This is a genomic window from Brevibacillus humidisoli (assembly GCF_020923435.1).
GTDB classification, from domain to species: domain Bacteria; phylum Bacillota; class Bacilli; order Brevibacillales; family Brevibacillaceae; genus Brevibacillus_E; species Brevibacillus_E humidisoli.
Genome location: NZ_CP087263.1, coordinates 3434528 through 3455273 on the forward strand (window position 1 = coordinate 3434528; position 20746 = coordinate 3455273).

The 20746-nt window shown below is 50.9% G+C and carries 21 protein-coding genes; 4 read left to right on the plus strand and 17 right to left on the minus strand.

What is annotated here, in order from left to right; genetic code table 11:
- Window positions 1–16 precede the first annotated feature (16 nt).
- Genes LOK74_RS16845 through LOK74_RS16855 form a run of 3 tightly spaced genes read right to left on the minus strand, consistent with a single transcriptional unit; the run spans window position 17 to window position 3176 of the window.
- The gene (locus LOK74_RS16845) at window positions 17–1447 is read right to left on the minus strand and encodes a bifunctional metallophosphatase/5'-nucleotidase (RefSeq protein WP_230043177.1); all 1431 of its coding nucleotides are present in this window, start codon (window positions 1445–1447) and stop codon (window positions 17–19) included.
- A 26-nt stretch (window positions 1448–1473) separates the two neighbouring features.
- Complete coding sequence (locus LOK74_RS16850; RefSeq protein WP_230043178.1) at window positions 1474–2295, minus strand: sulfite exporter TauE/SafE family protein; 822 nt, start codon at window positions 2293–2295, stop codon at window positions 1474–1476.
- Window positions 2296–2315: 20 nt separating this feature from the next.
- Window positions 2316–3176, minus strand: a complete 861-nt coding sequence (locus LOK74_RS16855) for a DUF72 domain-containing protein (protein ID WP_230043179.1) — start codon at window positions 3174–3176, stop codon at window positions 2316–2318.
- A 32-nt stretch (window positions 3177–3208) separates the two neighbouring features.
- Here LOK74_RS16855 and LOK74_RS16860 point away from each other — a divergent pair, with 32 nt between their 5' ends.
- Window positions 3209–3649 carry a M67 family metallopeptidase gene (locus LOK74_RS16860; RefSeq protein ID WP_230043180.1) on the plus strand — a complete coding sequence of 147 codons (441 nt, stop codon included), beginning with the start codon at window positions 3209–3211 and terminating at the stop codon, window positions 3647–3649.
- A 44-nt stretch (window positions 3650–3693) separates the two neighbouring features.
- Here the strand turns inward: LOK74_RS16860 and LOK74_RS16865 are convergent, their stop codons facing one another.
- The 3 genes from LOK74_RS16865 to sleB form a co-directional block, all read right to left on the minus strand.
- The gene (locus LOK74_RS16865) at window positions 3694–5274 is read right to left on the minus strand and encodes a flotillin lipid rafts scaffold protein FloT (RefSeq protein WP_230043181.1); all 1581 of its coding nucleotides are present in this window, start codon (window positions 5272–5274) and stop codon (window positions 3694–3696) included.
- Window positions 5271–5804, minus strand: a complete 534-nt coding sequence (locus LOK74_RS16870; protein WP_230043182.1) for an NfeD family membrane protein — start codon at window positions 5802–5804, stop codon at window positions 5271–5273. Before LOK74_RS16870 ends, LOK74_RS16865 begins: the two co-directional genes overlap by 4 nt.
- Before the next feature lie 550 nt (window positions 5805–6354).
- Entirely contained in the window at window positions 6355–6948 is a 594-nt protein-coding gene (sleB, locus tag LOK74_RS16875) for a spore cortex-lytic enzyme (protein WP_230047038.1), read from the minus strand.
- Window positions 6949–7177: 229 nt separating this feature from the next.
- Between sleB and LOK74_RS16880 the strand changes: the two genes are divergently transcribed.
- On the plus strand, window positions 7178–8542 hold the full coding sequence (locus LOK74_RS16880; protein WP_230043183.1) for a LysM peptidoglycan-binding domain-containing protein: 1365 nt from the start codon (window positions 7178–7180) through the stop codon (window positions 8540–8542).
- 94 nt (window positions 8543–8636) lie between these two features.
- On the opposite strand, the gene LOK74_RS16885 is transcribed toward LOK74_RS16880, so the two are convergent.
- The 3 genes from LOK74_RS16885 to LOK74_RS16895 form a co-directional block, all read right to left on the minus strand.
- Window positions 8637–10046, minus strand: coding sequence for a M23/M56 family metallopeptidase (locus LOK74_RS16885; protein ID WP_230043184.1), 1410 nt, complete (start codon window positions 10044–10046; stop codon window positions 8637–8639).
- On the minus strand, window positions 10043–10432 hold the full coding sequence (locus tag LOK74_RS16890) for a BlaI/MecI/CopY family transcriptional regulator (protein ID WP_230043185.1): 390 nt from the start codon (window positions 10430–10432) through the stop codon (window positions 10043–10045). The genes LOK74_RS16885 and LOK74_RS16890 overlap by 4 nt, the downstream gene beginning before the upstream one ends.
- Window positions 10433–10682: 250 nt before the next feature.
- Complete coding sequence (locus LOK74_RS16895; RefSeq protein ID WP_230043186.1) at window positions 10683–11186, minus strand: DinB family protein; 504 nt, start codon at window positions 11184–11186, stop codon at window positions 10683–10685.
- 398 nt (window positions 11187–11584) lie between these two features.
- Between LOK74_RS16895 and LOK74_RS16900 the strand changes: the two genes are divergently transcribed.
- A complete protein-coding gene (locus tag LOK74_RS16900; RefSeq protein ID WP_230043187.1) occupies window positions 11585–12091 on the plus strand; it encodes a CBO0543 family protein in 507 nt (168 codons plus the stop codon).
- A 21-nt stretch (window positions 12092–12112) separates the two neighbouring features.
- Here LOK74_RS16900 and LOK74_RS16905 read toward each other — a convergent pair whose 3' ends face one another.
- On the minus strand, window positions 12113–12577 hold the full coding sequence (locus tag LOK74_RS16905) for a hypothetical protein (protein ID WP_230043188.1): 465 nt from the start codon (window positions 12575–12577) through the stop codon (window positions 12113–12115).
- A 347-nt stretch (window positions 12578–12924) separates the two neighbouring features.
- On the opposite strand from LOK74_RS16905, the gene LOK74_RS16910 reads away from it, so the two are divergent.
- Entirely contained in the window at window positions 12925–13263 is a 339-nt protein-coding gene (locus tag LOK74_RS16910; protein WP_230043189.1) for a hypothetical protein, read from the plus strand.
- A 228-nt stretch (window positions 13264–13491) separates the two neighbouring features.
- Here the strand turns inward: LOK74_RS16910 and LOK74_RS16915 are convergent, their stop codons facing one another.
- The 7 genes from LOK74_RS16915 to sufD form a co-directional block, all read right to left on the minus strand.
- Window positions 13492–14712, minus strand: a complete 1221-nt coding sequence (locus tag LOK74_RS16915; RefSeq protein ID WP_230043190.1) for an IS256 family transposase — start codon at window positions 14710–14712, stop codon at window positions 13492–13494.
- Window positions 14713–14778: 66 nt separating this feature from the next.
- A complete protein-coding gene (locus LOK74_RS16920; protein ID WP_230043191.1) occupies window positions 14779–15702 on the minus strand; it encodes a hypothetical protein in 924 nt (307 codons plus the stop codon).
- The gene (locus LOK74_RS16925) at window positions 15665–16189 is read right to left on the minus strand and encodes an RNA polymerase sigma factor (RefSeq protein WP_230043192.1); all 525 of its coding nucleotides are present in this window, start codon (window positions 16187–16189) and stop codon (window positions 15665–15667) included. Before LOK74_RS16925 ends, LOK74_RS16920 begins: the two co-directional genes overlap by 38 nt.
- A 169-nt stretch (window positions 16190–16358) precedes the next feature.
- The gene (gene sufB, locus LOK74_RS16930; RefSeq protein WP_230043193.1) at window positions 16359–17756 is read right to left on the minus strand and encodes a Fe-S cluster assembly protein SufB; all 1398 of its coding nucleotides are present in this window, start codon (window positions 17754–17756) and stop codon (window positions 16359–16361) included.
- 28 nt (window positions 17757–17784) lie between these two features.
- Entirely contained in the window at window positions 17785–18219 is a 435-nt protein-coding gene (gene sufU / locus LOK74_RS16935; RefSeq protein ID WP_230043194.1) for a Fe-S cluster assembly sulfur transfer protein SufU, read from the minus strand.
- Window positions 18206–19432 (minus strand): cysteine desulfurase, encoded by a 1227-nt coding sequence (locus LOK74_RS16940; protein ID WP_230047039.1) that lies wholly within the window; start codon window positions 19430–19432, stop codon window positions 18206–18208. Before LOK74_RS16940 ends, sufU begins: the two co-directional genes overlap by 14 nt.
- Window positions 19432–20733 (minus strand): Fe-S cluster assembly protein SufD, encoded by a 1302-nt coding sequence (gene sufD, locus LOK74_RS16945; RefSeq protein WP_230043195.1) that lies wholly within the window; start codon window positions 20731–20733, stop codon window positions 19432–19434. Before sufD ends, LOK74_RS16940 begins: the two co-directional genes overlap by 1 nt.
- Window positions 20734–20746 lie beyond the last annotated feature (13 nt).

Sequence of the window (20746 nt, forward strand, 5' to 3'; positions counted from 1 at the left end):
GGTACCCACTTGCCAGCTAGCTACGAATCCAACGCGGCGTCAAACTGGCTGTTATCAGATCTTCATCCGCGATCATCTCGGCCATTACTTCCCGCAGTACCTCCGGCAGGAAAAATTGCTGTTCTTTCCCTCTGTGGAACTCGGGAAAGAGGTGGTTGAACATGAACATGTCAACCGTTCCCACACGGTATTGTTGAAGCGGTGCCAGCGGCTGACCTGCTACCTCCACATGAGTGATGGTCCGTTCTGCACCATCTGTATAGTAAACGGTCATTCCGTCGACCGCCATCCAGCCCAACATCTTGCCACGAAAGCCAAATCCTTTTAAAGGCGTGCAGATCGTCGCTGTTTGCACCGCCCGCTGCAGGATGGCCAGCAGTTGCTCTCCAGTGAGCGTGATCGCGCATGGCTTCACGGGGTGCGGTACGCATTGCAGCAAATCTTTGCGGGTAACTTCTCCCTGTTTCAGCGGCGTAAGCAGCAGACCGCTGTTCGCCATTCCGATCTCGGCCCCGGTCCAGCGCCGCAGACTGGCCGCCATCAAGGATGCAAACGGCGTCTCCCGCATCCAATCGACCGTCATTTCTCTGGACAGGGTGGCAATCGGTTGGGACAGCACCTGTTCGGCCGCCTGTTTTTCCCGTTCAATCAACTGTTCCATAGCAGGATCAGCAGCTGCGTCCCCAACGTTCAGCACGCTCGCTTCTTTGGTCAAAACACGGTGTTCTTCTTGGTCCAACAGGAGCTGGACGTGGCCGACGTAATCGCCAAACTTGCCTGCCTGCGCGATCAGAACGGAGCCTACCTGCTCACCATGTTCCAACAGATGATGGGTGTGGCCGCCCAGGATCACGTCAATCCCCTCTAACTCGGCAGCCATCTGCTTATCCGCCCCGTAACCTAGGTGGGATAATACGATGATCGCGTCCACCTGTGGCCGAAGCTCCCGCACCTGACGTTTGATCAGGGGAAGCGGATCCATTACTTCCCAGCCGAGCAACCGGTAAAAGGTCCCAAATGCCGCCGTCACTCCCAAGAGGGCAACGCGAAATCCGTCCCATTCGTGAATGACATAGGGCGATGCCCACGCAGGCAATTGTTCACTTGTACCATCGATCAGATTGCTCACCACCACGGTAAATGCCGCATGCTGGTACAGTCCATCAAGCTGTTCTTTGGGAAATGTAAGCCCTTCGTTATTTCCGATCGTCACATACTGATACCCGCTATGATTCAGGACTTCCACATTAGCGTGCCCCCAGGTTGCCTCTGTTTTCATCCGAGAGCGGTCAGCATGATCACCAATATCTACCGTCAGCACGTGTCCGCCCTGCTGCTCCCATTGGGCCCTCTTTTCTTTCAGACAGGAGCAAATCTGTGCCATATGCTCAAAATGACTGTGGATATCGTTGGTATGTAAGATGTGCAAGGTACAGGTGCGAGACACAAAGCCCCCTCCCTTTCTCTTTCAGGCTATGCCAGGAACGATTTTGCGACCATATGCAAGGCAACTCCCAAAATCAGCAGCCGCAGGATCAGAACCAGTGTCTTCCCTTTGAGCCGCTTGGCGACCAACGCCCCCAGGTGACCGCCAGCCCACGCACCCGGTGCCAGCAACAGTACGTAGAGCCAATCGATATGCCCGTATACCAGATTGGTCATACTGCCGACTACCGCAGATAGGAAAATCACAAACATCGATGTAGCTGTGGCCACGTGGGGCGGAAAGCGAAACAGCACGATCATAACCGGTACCATCAAGAGACCGCCACCCACTCCGAATAAGCTGGAGATGATTCCGACAAAAAACGAGACAAGCAGGGCGACCCAGCGCTTGTACCCGTACTCGTATTCTACCCCGTCGGCGTCGACAAACGTACGCTTCACATTCCAGCCAATAGAGCGTGGCTTCAGCTTGTCTTTTACATTGATCAGGACAAACATCGACAGTTGAAACAAGCCAAACAAGAGATAAAAGGAATCTGCCTGCAGCAGCTTGTTCACATAGACGCCGGCCACTGCTCCCGGGGCACTCGCAGCAAAAAACAGCAAGGCGCTTGCCTTGTCAACCTTTTTCTGCTTGAGATAAGCAAGCGTGGAGGACAGAGCCGTTATCACGATGACGAACAGCGAAGTGGCGGAAGCGGCCTGCGGTGTCATGCTGCCGGGTTCGTACAGATTGACGAAATAGAGCAGGGCGGGTACAAAAAAGAGTCCTCCGCCAATGCCGACCAAGCTGCCGATCGCCCCGGCGAGCAATCCGACCAGGATAAACAAGATCACAAGAACAAGCATACGTTCCTCTCCTCTTTTCGCTAGAACAATTCCATTTGGCGCGGGTTCAGTCCCTCTGGATGAGCGTCCAGAAGATCCATCATCCGCTTGGCATTGCCCACCGCGTCACCGCCGGAATTGTTATTAAACAAGACACATACTTCTTTTGTCTTCTCGGCCAACTGCTCAATCCGCGGGCACCACTCCGCCAACTCTGCCTCACTGTATTTGTACAGGTATCGCACCTCGCGCCAATTCTGGTTGGGTCCGGGATCTCGCCAGCCAGCGACATTGCGGCCGTGGAAGCGAACCAGTGCCAACTGCTGATGGGTGACCTCCGGCACGATCGGAACACAACCACTGCCTACCTGAGGCTCGTCGCAGACGACGTGGATCGCCCCGATCGTCCGCAAGAGGGAGAGTGTTTTCTCCCGGTACGATTCGGCAAACCAACTGCGGTGGCGGAATTCGACCGCAACTGGGTAGTCTGCAAAGGACCGGACGCACCACTGCACATAGTTGACATGCTCCCTTTGCAGATCAAACCAGGGTGGGAACTGGAACAACAACGCCTTTAGCTTGCCCGCTGAAACCAGTGGTTGAATACTCTCTTCGAACCGGTGAAACAATTCCTCTCTGTTCGTCGTCTGTACCTCTGCTCCCCGCTGATGACCGGTCATCGCCTGATAAGGTTTGACGATAAAGCCAAATCGGTCTGGCGTGTCCTGTACCCAGGTTTCATAATTCTTTTGTGGTAAAATGGCGTAAAAGGAGCTGTCCAGCTCCACAATCGGAAAGTGACTAGCGTAAACGGAAAGTTTTTCTTTCGGCTTCACACCCTGTGTGTATAGATCGTCGTGATCGCCCCATCCGCATACGCCAATGGAAATCTTGCCTGTCATCTTCACAACCTCGCGTACAAGGGGGAAGGATGATGTTCCCCGATATTTTGGGTGAACCCTTTGCGAATAAGCATACCAAACTACAGATGGAGGGAAAAGTAGCAAAACAACTCATCGCCCAAGGGCGTGAGTCGCTGCCGTATGAGTATTCGGCACTATTGGGGGGAAACGGGAGCCGGATTACCTGTCATTATCCGGCCCTCCAAGCCGAGCGGAGGAGAGATTCGTTTCATTGGAATGGCCCCGAATTGATCCGTGCACTTCGTCACATGCAAAAAGGAGGAAACCGCTGGCTAGGGGTGCTCCATACGCATCCCTCCGGCTCAGCCGTTCCCTCCTCAGTCGACGTGCACAATTGGCACTATGCGCAGCTCAGCTACTGGATTCTTTCCTTCTCTGGCGATCATCCGATGCTGCAAGCCTATCAATGGGTAAATGGTTCCTTTCGTCTTCGTCCGTTCGAGCTTTCCTGATCACAGCAGGCATTCCTCGCATTTCGCTTGGTATGAGGAAAATCTTACGCCTGTTCCCTGCCTATCTCCGGTTTCTGATCGGAGGACGTGGACGCTTGCTGCGGCGCTTCTGGCGAACTGCCGGCAGAACCTGCTGCGACGAGTGGTGCCTGAGTCCCGGCGGTGCTGTCGCTACTCATGAACTTCTTGATCATTTCGTTCATGTCGATACCAGAGACGTCTTTCAGCATTTCCGGCATTTGTGACATCAGCTTGGTTACGTTGGTGCTAAACCGGCTTACACCGTCGCCTTGACCACCACTGGTATCGATCACGGTTACTTTATCGATCGACTGGATTGGCGCCGCCACTTTCTCTGCCAGTTCAGGCAGCATCTTGGCGATGATGTCCAACACAGCCGCCTCGCCGTACTTCTCGAACGCTTCGGCCAGTTTTTCCTTCCCTTCTGCTTCCGCTTCCAGCTTGAGTCGGATGACTTCTGCTTCGGAAGCCCCTTTTGCTTTTTCCGCCTCGGCGATGGCCAGACCATCGAGTCGTTTCTGTTCGGCCTGCGCCTTTGCTTCTGCTTCGATCCGGTACTTTACAGCATCCGCTTCGCGCATCTTCTTCGCCTTTTCCGCCTCAGCCGCCTGCTCCACTGAGTAGCGGTCGGCATCCGCTTTTTTCTTCACTTCCGCATCGTACTGGCGTTCGCGGCGCAGAATCTCTTTTTCCTCCAGCTCGATTTCTTTCTGCTTGCGAACGATGTCGATTTTCATCTCTTCTTCTGTCACCTGCTGCTTGGTGACCGCTTCCTGCAGCTTGTAGGCTTGATCCGCAGCAGCTTTGGCCCGATCCTGCTCCTGTTTAAAGGCGGCTACTTTCAATTCTTTTTCCTTTTCTGCCTCGGCGATATTCGTCTCCTTCAGCAGCTCCGCTTTTCGCGCTTCTTGCTCTGCTACGGCCTGTTTGATCCGAGCCTCTTTATCCGCTTCTGCCTGAGAGATGGTGGCGTCCCGCTTCACTGCTGCGATTTGCGGAATCCCCAGCGCAGCCAGGTAACCGTTTTTGTCCCTGACGTCTTTAATCGTGAAGCTGACCACGGAAAGACCCATTTTCTTCAAGTCTTTTGCCGCCACCGCCTGCACCTCTTGGGCGAAGCGCTCGCGGTTCTTATAGATTTCTTCGACTGTCATGCTGCCAAGGATCGCGCGCAAGTAGCCTTCCAGTACTTCCTGTGCTTCCGATTTGAGCGCGTCATCCGTCTTGCCCATAAATTGTTCAGCAGCCGTCGCGATATCCTCAATCGTACCGCCTACCTTGATGATCGCCACCCCGTCGGCCATGACCGGCACGCCTTGTTCGGTGTAGACTTCCGGTGTGGATACATCCAGTTTATGCGACAGCAAGCTGAGGAAATTGGCTTGTTGAAAAATTGGCAAAATAAATGCGCCGCCGCCGCGGACAATCTTCATCTTGCGGCCTGATTCGTCAGTTAGGACGTTTTTGGTCCCCAAATAACTCCCGGTTACAATCATCGCTTCGTCTGCTCCCACTGTCTTGTAGCGGGCCCAGAAGGCGATCCCCAGTATGACGATGATCGCCGCAACCGCAACAACGGTAATGAAAATCGATGGTTCCGTCAATTGAATCTCTCCTTTTCCTGTTTATGTGGTACGACATACAAGACATGATCCTGAACCTCTGCCACCCTGATCTGCGTACCCTCCGCAATCGCCTCTCCCTGCAAGGAAGCTGCTACATGGTTCGTAGTCCCGTTTACCATCGTGATCAGCACCTCGCCTACTCCCTCGGCTGGGATCGTGGTCAGGACTTCACCGGAACGTCCGATCAGATCAGCCATGGAAAAGCCGGTAGACGTCTCCGCATCCTTCATCGGCTCAATCCAGATGAAATAAGCAGCCAGAGAAATCACTGCCCCGCCGATCACAGCCAGTGCGATGATCAGCAAGTCAGAGAAATCTGTCAATCGCTTCAGCAGAAAACCCGTACCGCCAAATGCTGCGATACCGCTGATCAAGGTCAAGGGCTGCAACATCGGAATGTCCAGGCTATCCAGAAAATCGCCGGCGACATCTCCTAAAAACAATGTAATAAAAGCGTATAGGAGAGCAAAGCCGATGCAGGCGACAAACAGCGTATCCAGCCACTCCAATCTCTTTCCTCCTTCCCTTTTTGTTACCAGTAAGTAGTACGCCTAGATCGACAAAAAGTTTCATTTTTCACCGCTGTTTCCTAACTTTGGGTAAGCTTGCTTTGAGAATAACGGTCAGGGAGAAGACCGCGTGGAGATCGGTTTGCTTTGAGAATAACGGTCAGGGAGAAGACAGCGTGGAGATCGGTTTGCTTTGGACGAACAAAGTGGGGGGCGCAACATTTCCTTGCGTGCGTCTGAAATCTCGTCCTTCTATACATGCAATCCCTTGTAACAGATCGATTGTACTTCCTATGCTTGGGTACTGCTTGGGTACGAAAGCAGTCCGATGCTGCTGTCTTCCAACATCATCTCCGCATCATGTTCGGCTCGCTCACTCGACCATAAAAGAAAGCGGAACAAAGGTGGGAACTCTTCGGTCTCCAAGACTGATCGTATCCTTACTATAGAAAAACCCCCTGTGATCTCTTTCACGACTTAGGGGGTGTAGGTTCAGTGTTTAGATGTCAAAGGCATAGGGAGCAAGCAGATGCCGAGGATCTGTCTGGTTTTACACGGCAAAGATGTGTTTGCCCACACGCATCGTTTGTGTTCGTGACCAAATCCAATCGGACGTTGCTGTCCGTGGGTTGAAGTAATAGAGGGCGCCCCCGGTCGGGTCCCAACCGCGAACGGCTTCCATCGCAGCCCTGTAAGCTGTTCCATTGGGAGTAAGCCAGTACTGTCCGTCATCTACGGCAGTAAACGCTCTCGGTTGAAAGACGACGCCTGCAACGGTATTGGGAAACTGTGAAGATTGGACGCGGTTCATCACAACGGCGGCCACGGCAACCTGTCCGGTATACGGTTCCCCTCGTGCTTCCCCGTATACGACATGGGCTAGGATATCCAGTTCACGCTGGTTGACAGATACTTTCTTGAGCATGCTCCAGGTGCGAGCTCCTACGATTCCGTCGACAGGAAGCCCATACTGATATTGAAACCGCCTTACCGCGGTGGCTGTCTGTTGGCCAAATACTCCATCCAGTTTCTGGTTGTAGAACCCAAGCAGGTCGAGACGGAACTGCAAATCCCATACGTCGCCGCTCTGACTGCCTGTTCGCAGTACCGGAGCAGCTTCGGCCTGTTCGGTCGGCAGCAGCATGCCGACGGCTAGGAAGAAAAAGAAGAAAGGGATTAGCAAGACTTTTTTCACATGACCTCCTCCTTTCCTTCCCCATTATAGATAGGTCAAAAGGCCGCCTCAAGCGATGAATACTGGCAAGCGAGTGGATCATTCCCACTCCAGGGGAAGAAATGAAGTATCTTTTGATCACTTGTCGGACATTTGCGGAATAGGCTGGTAACAAGAACAGATCCAGGAGGGGAGTAAAATGCCCTATACGATTCAAGCGGGTGAAACCCTGTACAGCATCGCAGCACGGTTTGGCCTGACGATCCGCGATCTGCTGGCGGCCAATCCGCAAATCTTGCAGCCGGATCTGATCTATCCCGGTCAAGTCATTGATATTCCGGTATCTTCCGCTCAACCTCCGCAAACTTTTCGCTATGTCGTTCGCGTCGGTGACACCATGTTCCGGATCGCGCAGCGGTTTCGAGTCAGCATGACCTCCCTGCTGGCCGCCAACCCGCAGATTGAAAATCCTGCATCGATCGTCCCCGGAGAAATTGTATTTATTCCGCGGCGAGCCATGCGACAGTATGTCGTACAGCCGGGCGATACATTGTATAAGATTGCACGTTCCTTTGGTGTTCCTGTCAGCCAACTACAGCAAGCTAACCCTGGTGTGATCGCCACCCAACTGCGGATCGGCCAGATATTAGAGATACCCGAACCGCCTCAGCGAGAGATCGTCATTCCACGCGAAGATTATGGATACGATGAAATGATGGCTGACCTAGACGCGCTGACGCGCCGCTATCCTTTTATCGAGATGACCACAATCGGCCAGTCCGTGCTAGGCCGCAGCATCCCGGCAGTCCGATTGGGAATCGGTCCAAAGGAAGTACACTACAATGCTTCGTTTCATGCCAACGAGTATATTACCACGCCTATTGTGATGAAGTTTATAGAGGAATACGCGCAAGCGTTCGAAGAAAATCGCTCCATCGGGACCTTCTCTATTCCCGACCTCTACAATCAGACTTCGCTCTGGATCGTGCCCATGGTGAATCCCGACGGCGTCGAATTGGTTCTGGAAGGGATTACACCAGACAATCCATACTTTGAAGAGGTGCTGGTGATCAATGGAGGGTCGCGCAACTTCAGCGGTTGGAAAGCAAATATACGCGGGGTCGATCTAAATGACCAATTCCCTGCTCGCTGGGCCGAGGAAGTGGCACGCCGGTCGCCAGACAGCCCGGCACCGCGTGACTACCCAGGTCCCGCTCCTCTCTCCGAACCGGAATCGCAGGCGATGGCAGCCTTCACAGAAGCGCACGACTTCCGCCTGGTGATCGCCTTTCATACACAGGGGGAAGTGATTTATTGGGGGTACCGGGGATTGGAGCCCGCAGAGTCAGAAGCGATCGTCTCCCGCTTTGCCGACGTGAGCGGCTATCTGCCGATCCGGTATGTAGAGAGCGACGCAGGATACAGAGACTGGTTTATCCAGGAGTATCGCCGACCGGGCTTTACGGTTGAATTGGGCAGAGGAGTCAATCCGCTGCCATTTAGCCAATTCTGGGATATTTGGGGCAATACTATCGGGATTTTGTTGACTGGACTTGTCGTTTAAACCAAGCGAAAAGATCGTGCTCGGAAGGCACGATCTTTTGCAGCCTACGAAAGCCTACTCGAACGCAAGAGCGGCATCCCCATATCCTTGCGGGTCAATCATGAAAATCGATCACCGCTTCAGGATCGATCAACTGACCATCCTTCACGATTTCAAATGATAGATGCGGACCTGTACTTCTTCCCGTTGACCCGATGGTTCCAATATGCTGACCTTTGCTTACCTGCTCTCCTTCTGTAACCATAATTTCTTCCAAGTGACTGTACACAGATTCATAAGAATCAGAATGGACAATCACAATATGGTTCCCGTCACCTGATTCATATCCAGCTTTCTGAATGATGCCGTCCACAGTTGCATACACTGGCGTGCCTTTTTGATTCGCAATCGATACGGCATAGACGTTGTGCTTGGTCTTTTCTCCATAACGTGACGTAACCGTTCCATCAGCCGGAACCATGAATGAACCTTCTTGATCGGATCGCTCTGCAAGGGCCTGCATATTGGGATTGGTAAAAATCAAAGCGGAGACAATCGCAATGCAGGTCACGATCAACAGGCTGAATAGGGTTCTTTTCTTTGAAAATAACATTTCAACTCTCCTTTTTGTCATGTTCGTTTTTCTTGAGATAAATGAAATGGCGGAATAACTCCCTGTGCCTGATCGGATCTCCACCATTTTTGTCAATGTATGTCCGTACTGAATAGGGGTGAAGTGCTTTTGCAGGGCAAAATCACAAGACAATTCCTGATCTTCCCTCATCTTGAAATAGGCCTTCCATACAAATGGGTTAAACCAGTGCATGACGACCAGCACGATCATAAGTCCATTCCAGAAGATATCCTTCCTGCGGATATGGATCAACTCATGCATGAAGATGCATGTCCATTCCTGATCGTTCAGTTTCCCTTCCAGATCGCATGGAATCAGTATCTTGGGCTTATACAAACCAAATGTGGCAGGAGAGGATACGAGAGTAGTCATGCTCAATGCGATTGAAGAGTGAATGCCCAGTTTTTCCTTGCATCGATCTAGACAGGCTGCCAAATCCTGATTCGCTCGGTCGATCGGTATGGATTGTTTTTTTAATGATGTATGTAATGTGACGTGTGAAATCAGGAAAAAAACGGCGACGCCAAGCGCACCAATCAGCCAAACCCAATAAGCTGCTATCCACCAATCAAATCGTGATTCATCCTTAAATAGCGCTGGTTCCGGTTGCTGCGGATTCGATTGAAGCAGCGCCGGATCCTGCTCTGCAAGATAGGGTCCATAGTCTGCAAAGTAAGGAACATCGCTCCATAAGTTGAATTCACCTGATGGGAACCATGGGATTAACAGACGGATCGTCAGAGCAATCCATAAAAAGTAGAAGAGCCTCGGATCCTGTCTATTCCCTAAGATTCTCCGAGCCAATAAAACCAGGACGATCACAATCGTAGCAGCAGGCGACATCATAACCACCAAATGAAATACAGACTCGGGAATCATAAATAAACTCATGGTGCATCCTGTGCCTTGTTATCCAGGATTTGCTTCAATTCTTCAATCTCATCCTTCGTGAGCTTCTCTTCTTTCAAAAAATGAATGATCATTGGGGCCAGAGATCCGTTATAGATTCGTTGTAAAAAACTGCGCCTTTCCATTCTGCAACATTCTTCTTCAGTCACAACTGGTGAATAGTAGTACATTTTCCCTTCTTTCGTAAACGTTATGGCATTCTTTTTCAGCAGGCGATTTAATAACGTCTTGACCGTCCGTGGACTCCAGTTGTTCGGAGAGGCAAGTTGATCGATCACTTCCTGCGCTGTTGCAGGCGACGATTTCGACCACAACACGCGCATCACTTCCCATTCTGATTCTGATATTTGTGGGATTTTCACATTCATCCAACTCTCCTTGCCTATTAATTACATATGTAATCAAATAAAGATTACACTAGCAATCGGATGTGTGCCGATGATGTAAACAACTTGCAATCTGAGATATATTGTAGGCCGTTTCTTGGGTAGGCAGACAGGGCAGATGTTTGTTTCTATGGAGAATTAGAAGAGGAACCCCGAGAGGTTCCTCTTAAAATAAATCATTCGCAGCGTGTCGCGCAGGTGGATCGGTTGAACGTTGCCGCTTCCTAACAAATCAACTACCAATTAACTCTTCGTCCGCACTTGAACCATATACTGCCGGAACAGGGATGTCCAAAAGCCGCAGATAAACGACCAACTGTCCGCGATGATGATACCAGTGGTTCAGCATGGTTGAGCGCACCATCATGTATCTTGGTGCGGAGATCACTGTTTCCTCCCCGTGGACCATCTTCCATTCGGCCAACATGTCGTCCTCTTTCCAGGCAGAAAGTTTTGTCTTTGCGATGGATTCGCTTTTGTCAAATGCCGTAAGGATCTCGTTGAGAGAGGAGGCTTCCGGCAGTGGCACGGTTGGAACCTTCCGCTCTGATTCGCTGAAAAATTCCGCCAGTTCCCCTGGCAGCACGGCCACGTGCAAAGCAAGCTCTCCTAAAGACATTGACTTGGGATGCGGCTTCCAAGAAAGTTTGTCTTCGGGTATGCGCTTGAGTACGCGACGTGTCGATCTGGCTTCTTCTGTAAACTCATCCAATAGCCATTCTGTCATTGAGATCATGTCACCCTCCTCCTGCACAATCGCATCAAAGCGGCTGCTCCTAACCATTTTCCTTTAGCTTTAGTGTAACAAATGATGGAAGTTAGGATTTCTCTTCGATTGCGGCTTTGAACGAAAGCAACCCGCTTCTATGCTAGCCAGTGGGTTGAAAAACAGGGATTTCTGAACTAATGGTTCCAGTTATTTTGTTGTGATACTCGATTACAAGGGTTGAGGGTTTGTAGTCCGTTTGACGAAGATTCCGTCGACCTAATGGCAATATATGGTTATGTTTTCCCTAGTTTTTAGAGATAATAAAAGTATCTTTACCAAAAAACGGAATCGCAAGAGACTCGTTTAGAGAAGCTCATGGTACGCGAACAACGAATGCAGTCTCTTTGAGTAAAGGAAGAAGGACTATGCACTTTCTGATTGCCGGTTGGATTGTTTTCGCGGCGTGGAAGTGGGGGGATTGGGCCGATTGGAGACGCTACCACGCAACCATGCTCTACATTGCATTGGGAAATCTGATGTACCACATGCTGACCAAGGATCACTGGCTGTGGAAGCTGCAGCCCGATCTGCTTCCTACCCATGTGATTACGGAGGTTATTTATACCCTCATTATCTTCCCCCTGTCCGCGTTTTTGTTTCTCTCCAACGATCCACCAGACCGCAAAGGGAAGATCCTGCACACCGTAAAGTGGATTATCATCTATGTTGGACTGGAGTTCATCGGGATGCTAACGGGACGGGTTCTCTATCAGTTGGGCTGGAACCTGTTCTGGTCTGCCGTGTTTAACTGCATCATGTTTCCGATGCTGCGATTGCACTACCACAATCCGGTGCTCGCCTATCCACTCTCCTTTGTGATTGCGGTGGCCCTTTTGATCCTGTTTGATATTCCTCTACAGACAGCATCGTGAGCCGGTTGGGATGCAGAGCTGTCAGGGAACGTTCCTGTTTCGCCTCAGCAGTATGATGATGAGAGCAACAAGCACTCCCGCGATGAGAATACCCGACGCAGCGTACAACCGGGCAGGGGTGCTGCTTTCATTCTTGTTGCTCACGTGATCAGGCTCATCTTCCTGACCGGCATCTGCAGGATCTTTTTCCGTCTGACCATCCTTCATCTCCGTTCCTGTCCCCAAGAAAGAGAGATCTTCCTCTGCGTTGGTTATCTCACTCGTTCTTGAACAGAGACTGGTTTCCCACTGCTGTCCCTTTTCGTTTGTTGCATATACCAGATATTCTTTACCCTCTTCAAACCCAAATCCACAGGAGGCCTCATGAAGGGCTGTATGCACAATCACTTGTGAGGGAATCTCTCCTTTCCAGCTCCGATCCGCTTTCAACGTTACCACGAGGTTTTCGGCACGTTGCTCGATGTCGACAACTTTCGCCCGAAACACACCATCTGCCTGCTCATACGCCTCTTCAGGTGTCTGCGGTACGCAGGAGCAGGCTATGCATGGGGAGGGCACGATGGCAAACAAGCCGAAACTCAAGCTAATAACCGAGACGATAACTAGCAGACATAACGACGGATAAGCTCCAATTCCATCTGCTCCCTTCTTGGCTTCTTACCTGGTCAGACGATGCTTGGTGCTGGTTTGTTGCCGATTTCTGTTCATGTGGCATAGAGAAAAAACAATAGAACAACATAAATTTTCTTTATTTACAAATAATATATACTATGGTAATTTTTATGATGTAAGGTTGGCCACCTTTAACAATAGTTTCAGAGGAGGAAAATCGTGTGAAGAAAAAGATGTTGATGCATTTGTTTTCGATTGCTTCCGTGTTGACCTTAGTGTCCCCAACAGTTGGATTAGCTGCCGAGGCGGCACCTCAACAAAGTAATGTAAAACTCTCCACTGACGACATCCGTATTTATGCTAGCAAGTACATCAAAGATTATGATGTCATTTATCCAAAGTGGAAGTATCCAACAGAAGATGATATACCAAGGGAATTCTTTTATGAGAAAGATGGCTTTGTTGGTTGGCTCGACTGTAGTTCAGATGATATTTTCTCTGAAGACCGATATAATTGGAGAGTAGAATATTCAGGTTGGGTTTATTCGTACGGTGATTGAGTGAATATCGGTAGTGTGTGCCCCTCTCTTGCTTGAGAGGGGTTATTGGTGCAATAAGGGTCTGTCAACAATTTTGTGTAAACGCCAATTACCACCGAACAATGTAAGCCTGTCAAGGTAATCCTTTTCGCCTTGACAGGCGGTTCATACCTCCCACACTCGATGTTCCCCAGCTGTTGCTGGGGCTGCCTCACGGCGAGTGCGGGGGAAGGGGGGCTGGCCCCCTGATTAGCGCAAGTACGGTTGAACCCGTTCCGGGAAATAGACCGACAACTGAAGGAGAATCTGTCCCCAGTGCTGAACGCGTCCTGTCCACTTCCGAAGGACGTCCATTGTAGACAGATACAGCATTTTCAGCAGAGCTTCGTCGGAGGGGAAGATCGCTTTGCCTTTCGTGACCTTACGCAGCTGCCGGTGGTAGCTTTCGATCACGTTGGTTGTGTAGATCAGCTTCCGAATCTCCGGCGAGTACTTAAAGAACGTGGCAATCTCGTCCCAGTTGTTGCGCCAGGAGCGAATGATCAACGGGTACTTCTCGCCCCACGTCTTCTCGAACTGATCCAACTCCTCCAAGGCCGCATGTTCGGTCGGCGCTTTGTAGATGGGCTGCAGCGCGCTGGTGATTTTCTTGATGTCCTTGTAGGAGACGTATTTGACGGAGTTACGGATCTGATGGATCACGCACTTCTGTATCTCGGTCTTCGGATAGCAGGCCGAAATGGCGTCGCTAAAACCGGTTAAGTTGTCCACGCAGGTGATGAGAATATCCTGCACGCCTCGATTCCGCATTTCGTTCAGCACATGCAGCCAAAATTTCGCCGACTCGTTCTCGCCTATCCAGATGCCCAGCACGTCCTTATGCCCTTCGAGGTCGATGCCGATGGCCATGTAGGCGGCCTTGTTGACGATTGCGCCGTCCTGCTTGACCTTAAAGTGGATCGCATCGAGGAAGATGACTGCGTAGACGGTTTGCAGCGGGCGGTTCTGCCATTCCTTGATGAGCGGGATGATCTTGTTGGTGACGTTGGAAATGAGCGTCGGGGAAACCTCGATGCCGTAGAGCTGCTGCAAATGGTCTTGGATGTCGCGGGTCGAGACGCCCTTGGCGTACATAGCGATAATCTGATCCTCAATACCGGTAACATTGCTTTGATTCTTCTTCACGATAGTTGGCTCAAATTCACCGTTACGATCGCGCGGAACTTGGATGTCGACATCGCCGTACTCCGAACGGACCGTCTTCTTGCTATAGCCATTGCGGCTGTTGGTCGTCTGTTTGTTCTTCACATCGTGCTTGGTGTAACCAAGGGACGTATCCAGCTCCGCGTTCAGCATCTCCTGGATCGTCTCGGCGAAAAGTTCCTTCAGCGCCGCTTGGACATCGTCAACAGACTGCATGTTCTTTTCCTTGATCCACTGCTTCAATTGCTCTTTGGACATGAGGCTCATGTGTTCTCCCAACCTTTCATATGTCTATTGTAATAGATATGAGGTTTGGAGTTTACACAAAATATCTTACAGACTCTGCAATAATTGAACGACAGAAACCAGATCTTTTTTGCATATGGTCTTCACATCCGAATAAACAGTATACTTTACATTTCTGTTCGTACCAGGAATCTTAATCATGTACTGTATCCTTTTTTGTTCATTCCCCTCATTATCGCGCAAGACTAAGTAATAAGCTTCAAAATCATTTACTCGAATCGACTCAACCACGGCATCTGCCGGAATCGTTTCTTTCAAATCGTAACTTCCTGCATGAGAAGCTGAAATATGGATCTTCCCTTGGTTGCTTTGATATTCGGCATCCACTTTCACTATTTCATCGGTAAGGGCCAATATTTTTACCACCATTTGCTTATTTGCTGTCTTCGCTTGTTCTTTTAACTCTTGTCTGTATCTTTCTCCACTTTCCGGTCGAAATAGGATGGAGCCATTTGTAAAATCGAAATCCTCTAATAAGGTTGGTGGTAACTGAAAGTATAGGTTCACTACTTGATGGAAAGATGAATAATCACTTGTTTCAAGGGGTTTCCTGAGTATCGTGATGTCATCTTTGTAAGAATCATACACAACCATAGCAGTACCATTCGCCATTGACTTTTTTATTTGTTCCAATCGTTGACCGTAAGAAGAGTTCATATCGACAATATTCTGTATTTCGTCCCAACGATATTCTGCTTTCTCTAACTGATATGCCGCATTTTGATTCACTATTTCATGATACTGAACAGCCGCAATTCCTGTTGCAGATAAAAGAAAAACCGCCCCAGCTATTCCGATCACGATCTTCCGAGATTGTTGGCTGGTATTTATTGTGCTTCGGATATGTGGCTGCTTCTCTGCCAGTCTGTTACTTAGTTTTTCCTTAAAGAGTTCAAGATCAGTCGAAACTAACTCATATTGTTGTCTTGCTTTGTTCAAATCCCAATCCACTCCGATCTCCTCCAATCCGTTTCTTCATCGCTTCTCGTCCGCGTGCTAGACGAGATTTAATCGTTCCTGTTTTGACACCAACAATCTTGGCTATCTCCGAAATCGTTAACTCTTCAAAATAATACAAAATGATAGGTGTCCGATATTTTTCCGGTAGAGAGGAAACTACATCATCGATCTTTTCGTGTGTCAACTTTTCAACATATTTTTGTTCGGTGCTCCTTGTCATTCCATCAGGGATGGAGTGCATTAAAACCTCTCTCCATCTTTTTCTCTTTGCCATTCTGCACTCGTTTATTACAATTTTTGCAAGCCAAGGAAATGGATCACTCTCGTTGTTAAGCTGATCTCGATGTCTGTAACCTTTAATCATGGCTTCTTGCACAAGATCTTCGGCATCTATTCGATTACTCACATAAGAATAAGCAAGACGAATAAGGCGTTGTGCGTATAAATCGACCCAGGCTTCCAGTTGTTTATCAAGCAAACTGATCTCCCTCCCTTCATCCCTTCACCCTTATGATGCGAAACACACGCTTGCGGTTCCCACTCTTTGACGGAAAGGAACATAAAAATACGTGCCCGAGCGACTTAGGCACGCAAGCCTGAAAAGTCACTGCGGACACGTATCTGCATGTTACCTCATGTTACCTCGTTTAACCGATCGAACCTTCCATCTCGAACTTAATCAGGCGGTTCATCTCAACGGCATACTCCATCGGCAGCTCTTTCGTAAATGGCTCAATAAAGCCCATCACGATCATTTGGGTCGCTTCGGCTTCACTCAATCCGCGGCTCATCAGGTAGAAGAGCTGGTCTTCCGATACTTTGGAGACCGTTGCTTCATGCTCCAACGTGACGTTGTCGTTGAGGATCTCGTTGTACGGAATCGTATCCGATGTGGACAGCTTGTCGAGGATCAGCGTGTCGCACTTGATGTTGGACTTTGAGCCCTCCGATTTGCGCCCGAACGAAGAGAGACCGCGGTACGTCACTTTTCCGCCCTCGCGCGACAGGGACTTGGAGACAATCGTCGAGGTGCATTCCGGTGCGAGGTGAACCATCTTGGCACCCGCATCCTGGTGCTGCCCTTTGCCTGCGACGGCGATGGAGAGAACCGTACCTTTGGCACGAGGACCCTTCATGATGACAGCCGGGTATTTCATCGTCAGTTTGGAACCGATGTTCCCGTCGACCCACTCCATGTTGGCGTCTGCGTACGCAACCGCCCGCTTGGTCACCAGGTTGTAAACGTTGTTGGACCAGTTTTGGATCGTCGTATAGCGGCAGCGTGCCCGGTCCTTAACGATGATCTCAACCACAGCCGAGTGGAGCGAATCCGTACTGTAAATCGGTGCGGTACAGCCTTCCACATAATGGACGAAGCTGTCTTCGTCCGCGATGATCAGCGTACGCTCAAACTGCCCCATGTTTTCCGAGTTGATCCGGAAGTAGGCCTGCAGCGGCGTCTCCACTTTTACCCCTTTTGGTACGTAGATAAACGAACCACCAGACCAAACTGCCGAGTTAAGTGCGGCAAACTTGTTGTCGGCTGCCGGAATCACCGTGGCGAAGTATTCTTTCACCAGGTCAGGGTATTCGCGGACAGCCGTGTCCATATCACAAAAGATGACGCCCAGCTTCTCCAGGTCTTCTTTCATGTTGTGGTATACCACTTCTGACTCGTACTGGGCAGAGACACCGGCGAGGAACTTCTGCTCCGCCTCCGGGATACCCAGTTTGTCAAACGTTGCCTTGATTTCTTCCGGCACTTCATCCCAACTGCGTCCCTGTTTCTCAGACGGTTTGACGTAATAGGTGATGTTGTCAAAGTTGAGATCGTCCAGCTTGCCGCCCCACGTGGGCATCGGCATTCTCTGAAAGATTTCGAGGGCTTTCAGGCGGAACTCCAGCATCCATTCCGGTTCACCTTTGATGCGGGAGATCTCTTCGACGATTTCTCGCGTCAGGCCCTTCTTGGTCCGAAATACGGATACGTCCGGATCGTGAAAGCCGTACTGGTATTCCTGCAGTTCAGGGGCTTTTTTTGCCATAACTGCTTCACTCCTTTATCGAGCGGGATTATTTGCCCGCTTGTTGGATTCCCTGCTCCAGTGCTTTCCAAGCCAGCGTGGCACATTTGATACGGGCAGGGAACTTGGCCACGCCCTGCAGCGCTTCAATATCTCCTAAGTCAACTGAGTCGTCAACCTCTTTCCCCTGCATCATGTCTGAAAAGATCTGTGCCAGTTTGACCGCTTCGTCAACCGTTTTGCCCTTGACCGCTTCTGTCATCATCGAAGCAGAAGACATGCTGATCGAGCATCCTTCGCCGAGAAACTTGGCGTCGGTCACTCTGCCATCCTCCACTTTGAGTGACAGCGAGATGCTGTCCCCGCAGGTTGGATTGTTCAGGTTGACAACCAACCCTGCCGGTTCTTCCAGCTTTCCTCGGTTGCGCGGTTTTTGATAATGATCCATGATGACGCGGCGATACAGATCATCAAGAGAAGACATTGCCAAAGTACTCCTTCGTCTTTTTCAACCCGCTGACCAGCGCATCGACGTCTTCTTCCGTGTTGTACAGATAGAAGCTGGCCCGTGCCGTTGCCGTCACCTGCAGCCAGCGCATCAACGGCTGTGCACAGTGGTGGCCGGCGCGTACCGCAATCCCATGCGAGTCTAGCACAGTGGCCGCATCATGCGGGTGGACATCAGCCAGGTTGAAAGTAATTAAGCCGGTTCGATCTTCGCGCGGCCCGTAAATGTTCAGGCCTTCTACCTGCTGCATCTGCTCCAGTGCGTAGCGAACCAGATGTCTGTCGTGTCGCTCAATCTCATCCATGCCGATCTCCGTCAGGAAGTCGATTGCCGCCGCCAGGCCAACTGCACCGGCGATAATCGGGGTGCCCCCTTCAAACCTCCACGGCACCTCTTTCCAGGTCGAATCGTACAGGTCCACGTAATCGATCATCTCCCCGCCGAATTCAACCGGTTCCATCTGCTCCAGCAGTTCGCGCCTGCCGTACAGAACACCGATGCCGGTGGGACCGCACATCTTGTGAGCGGAAAAGGTGAAGAAATCACAGCCCATCTCCTGTACGTCCACCTTTATATGGGGCGCGGATTGGGCACCGTCGACGATGAGCACCGCCCCGTTCTGATGCGCGATCTCGGCAATCTCCTTGATTGGCGTCACATCGCCCAGCACATTGGACATGTGACGGATGGCGACAACCTTTGTCTTCGGAGTCACCGTCTTTCTCACGGCCTCTACCGTTATTGTACCATCTTCCGTCAATGGTATAAACGTAAAAGTGGCTCCGGTCGCTTTCGCCACCTGCTGCCAAGGAATAAAGTTGCTGTGGTGTTCCGCAATCGTGGTCACAATCTCGTCTCCCTCTTGCAAACGAGGGCGTACGTAACTGTTGGCCACCAGGTTGAGCGCAGAGGTGGTTCCACGCAAGAACACCACCTCGTTAGCCTCCCTGGCATTGATGAACGAGCGTACCTTTTCCCGTGCTCCCTCGTAGGCATCCGTCGCTTTGCTTCCAAGTGTGTGAACACCGCGGTGAACATTGGAATTGTACTCCTTGTAGTAAGCATCCACCGCTTCGATCACTTGCACCGGTTTCTGCGAGGTAGCCGAACTGTCGAGGTATACCAGCGGGTGACCGTTCACCTGCTGATCGAGAATTGGGAAGTACTTACGGATCTCCCTGGCATTGATCATCGACCCAACTTCCTTTCCAGCGCCTGACGAAGGCGGGATTTCACTTCCTCCAGCGGGATTTCCGCGACAACCGGCTCCAGGAAGCCCAGGATGATCAGCCGCTCCGCTTCCTTGCGGGTGACGCCGCGGGACATCAGGTAGTAGATGCTCTCTTCACTGATCTTCCCGACAGAAGCGGCATGGCCTGCTTTTACGTCGTCTTCGTCAATCAGCAGGATCGGGTTGGCATCGCCGCGTGCTTTCTCACTAAGCATCAGGATGTTTTCAGCCTGTGCGCCGTTCGTCTTTTCTGCACCCTTTTCGATCTTGGTTATCCCGTTCAAGATCGTCACTGCTTCGTCTCGCATGACGGCTTTGCTCAGCATGTCGGATTCGGAATGTGTGCCGATATGCTGCACCTGTGAGGTCAGGTTTTGCCGCTGGCTGCCGGTGCCGACATTGATTGTCTTGGTGTCGGCAAACGAACCGGTTCCTTTGAGTACGGTTGTATTGTTGGCGACGCAGTTGCCGTCGTTCATCTCGCCCAGTACCCATTCCATCCGCCCGTCCCGTTCGACGACAGCACGGCGGAACGTATAGTCATGCACCTCGCCGGAGAGAGTACGCACAGATGCTACCTGCACCTTGGCTCCCGCTCCGACAAACACCTCCACGATGCTGTTTGCGACCATCTGCTTGCCTGCGGCAGACACAAACGTATCAACGTAAGCCACTCTGCTGTTCGCTTCTGCTACCACGAGAATATGGGGGCAGAGAAACGCTTCATCCCCGGCCACTTCAAATACCGCCTGCAGCGGTTCCGAAATCTCCACGTTTTTCGGCACATAGAGAAACACCCCGCCATTGACCAGAGCGGTGTGCAGAGCTGTCAGTTTATGTTCGTCAAAACCGACCGCCTTCAGATAATACTGCTGCACCAGATCGCCGTGCTCGCGCAGGGCGCTGGCCAGGTCCGTAAAGATCACACCCTGTGCCGTCAGTTCCTCAGAGACGGCTGTAAAGATCGTCGAGGCATTCTTTTGCACGATCAGGTTATTTACTGCACCTTCGCCGATCTGTTCTTTTACCACATTATCCAAACTCTCTATTCCATCCGCTTTCGCTTCCGTCTGAAACGGCGCAAACTGGTCGATATTCCATTTGTCAATCTTTGTCTTCTCCAGGGCCGGCAAAGGAAGAACTCCGGCCGCGTTCAAGCTGGACAGACGTTTTTCGAGAAACCAGTCCGGCTCCTGATTTGCTTTGGAATATGCGGCGATCGATTCGTTGCGAAAGCGAAGTTGTGTATCTACACTCATTCGATTACACCTC